At 73.0% G+C, this 2,613-nt stretch carries 2 protein-coding genes; one reads left to right on the top strand and one right to left on the bottom strand.

From position 1 onward, the window contains the following. Nucleotides 1-85: 85 nt before the first annotated feature. Entirely contained in the window at nucleotides 86-1,396 is a 1,311-nt protein-coding gene (locus ACIQOV_RS36630; RefSeq protein ID WP_401055121.1) for an extracellular solute-binding protein, read from the bottom strand. A gap of 326 nt (nucleotides 1,397-1,722) precedes the next feature. Here ACIQOV_RS36630 and ACIQOV_RS36625 point away from each other — a divergent pair, with 326 nt between their 5' ends. After that, complete coding sequence (locus ACIQOV_RS36625) at nucleotides 1,723-2,529, top strand: IclR family transcriptional regulator (RefSeq protein ID WP_401055120.1); 807 nt, start codon at nucleotides 1,723-1,725, stop codon at nucleotides 2,527-2,529. The last annotated feature ends 84 nt before the right edge of the window (nucleotides 2,530-2,613 follow it).

Genomic DNA, 2,613 nt, shown 5'->3' with positions numbered 1-2,613 from the left:
GGGGGCCGTCCGTGCGCGGCCGGTGGCCGACGGTGCGGGGCCTGCGGTGCGGGGCCTGCGGCGGTGCACCGCCGGCGGCCGGCCGTCAGTGCGCGGCGAAGGCCGAGGAGATCTGCGCGGCGGCGTCGGCCGAGGCCTTGGCCACGTCGGCCTTGCCGGTGACGACCTGCTGGAGCATCGTCGGGATCACCGACTGGGCGTCGATCTGCGCCCACGCCTGGTCGAGCGGGACGAACCTGGTGCCGGCCGCGATGGTGTCGGTGAAGGGCTTCAGGAACGCGTCCTTCGCCGCCACCTTGCCGCTGACGGACTTGAGCGTCGGCAGGTTGCCCATCGCGTCGTACATCTGCTCCTGGTACGCGGGGCTCGCCAGCAGCTCGGCGAACTCGACGGCCAGCGTGCGGTGCTTGGCCGCCTTCATCACGCCCAGGTTGTTGCCGCCGGCGAAGGCCGGGGCGATCGAGCCGGGCTTCTCGCCGGGCAGCGGCACCACGCCGTACTTGCCCTTGACCGCGCCCGCGTCCACCTTGCTGCGGTTGGAGTTGAGCAGCACCGCCATCGCCGACTTGCCGGCCGCGAACAGGTCCACGGTCTTGCCACCGGTCAGGTCCGCGCACTGCTGGGCGGGGCAGCCGTCCGCGCCGAACAGGTCGGTGTAGCGCTTGATCCCGGCCTGCGAGGCGGGCGAGGCGATCGCCGCCTTGAACGTGGCGCCGTCCTTGGCGGCGATGTCGCCGCCCGCGTCCCAGACGAAGGGCAGCGCGGCGAAGGTGTACTTGCCGCCGACGGCGATGCCGAAGGTGTCCGGGTGCGCGGCGTGGATCTTCTGGTTGGCGGCGACCAGCTCGGCGTACGAGGTCGGCGGGGTGAGGCCGGCCTCGGTGAACAGGTCGGTGCGGTAGTACAGCGCGCGCACGCCGACCCACCAGGGCAGGCCGTAGGTCTTGCCGTCCACCACGGCGGTCTTGGCGATCGCCGGGTCGAGGTCGCCCTTGTCCTGCCACTTGTCCAGGTCGGCGGTGATGTCGGCGAGGCCGCCGGCGGCGACGTAGCCGGGCAGGTCGGTGTTGCCGAACTCGACCAGGTCGGGGGCGCTGTTCGGGTCGTTGAAGGCGCCCTTCATCTTGGCGGCGCGGGCCGAGGCGTCGGTGTCGATGTAGCTGACGTTGACGGTGGCGCCCTGGTGGGAGGCCTGGAACTCGGCCACGGCCTTGGAGATCACGGCCTCCTTGGCCGCGTTGCCGGCCTCGTTGTACAGCCAGACCTGCACGGTGCCGGTCCGGTCGTCGGCGGCCTTGTCGCTCGCCGGCGCGGCGGTGCCGGGGGCACAGGCGGTGGCGGCCAGGCAGCCGGCGGCGAGCACGGCGGCTGCGGCGGTCCGTCCGATGAGTCGCATGGTGGAGACCTCCCCTCCCGACAGCTGCCGCTGAGACGTCCGCCGCCGGGGACGGGCACGTCGAAGCAGGCCCTGACCGGGGCCGATGGTGGGTGAAGTGGTGGGGGTACGGCAGGGCGCAGCGCTCGGGTGGGGCGTCGTCGCCTGCTCGATGGCAGGGACGTTAGGCGGGGCCGATCGGCGCCAACAAGAGGGAGTTGGTGAAAGTTTTGCACTGCACAACGTTGTATCGAAGATGCGGCGATCGGGTCGCGAACGGGTACGTTCTGACAACCGCCGCCGACCTGCGGGGGAACACCGGCAGAACGACACCAGGGAACGGACCCATGACGGAGACGGCGCCCAAGAAACCCGCGACCGAACGCAACCAGTCCTCCTCGCTGCGCCGCGCCCTCGCCGTCCTCGGCTACGTCCGCGACCACGGCGACCGGCGCGGCGTCCCGCTCGCCCAGCTCGCCGACGGCCTCGGCCTCAACAAGAGCACCGTGCTGCGACTGGCCGGCCCCCTGCTGGACGAGCACCTCCTCGACCGGGACCGCGAGACCGGCTGGTTCCGGCTCGGCCACGGCTCGCTGCGGCTCGGTCAGGCCTACCTGACCACCCTCGACCTGCGCAGCGTCGCCGCCGAGCACCTGCGCCGGCTCCAGCGCGAGGCCGGCGAGACCGTCCACCTGACCGTCTGGCAGGCCCCCGGGATCGTCTACCTGGACAAGGTCGAGGACGAGACCAACGTCCGGATGGCCTCCCGGGTCGGCAGCCGGGCTCCCGCCTACTGCACCGCCACCGGAAAGGCGATCCTGGCCTGGCTGCCCGAGGAGGCCGTCGCCGAGGTGGTCGCGGCCGGGCTGCGCCCGGTCACCACCTGGACCATCGCCGACGAGCCCCGGCTCCGCGCCGACCTCGCCCGCATCCGCGCCCGCGGCTACTCGATCGACGACCGCGAGAACGAGCCCGAGGTCCGCTGCGTCGCCGCCCCGATCTTCGACCACACCGGCGAGGTCACCGCGGCCCTCTCCGTCTCCGGCCTCACCTCACGGATGACCGCCGCCCGGGTCCGCGCCCTCGGCCCGGTCGTTGCCCAGGTCGGGCTGCGGATCTCCCGCGAACTCGGCTCCGACCGCCAGCCGTCCTGAACGCCGGGCCGCTGCCGGCCCTTGCCCGGCCGCTGTCAGGCCGTTGCCCGGCCGGGGTCCTGCCCCCGGAAACGCGGACAGGGC

The organism is Kitasatospora sp. NPDC091257, assembly GCF_044757675.1.
Classification (GTDB): Bacteria; Actinomycetota; Actinomycetes; order Streptomycetales; family Streptomycetaceae; genus Kitasatospora; species Kitasatospora lactacystinica.
Note: the sequence above shows the minus strand (reverse complement) of the source record. Positions and strands in the feature narration are given on the sequence as shown.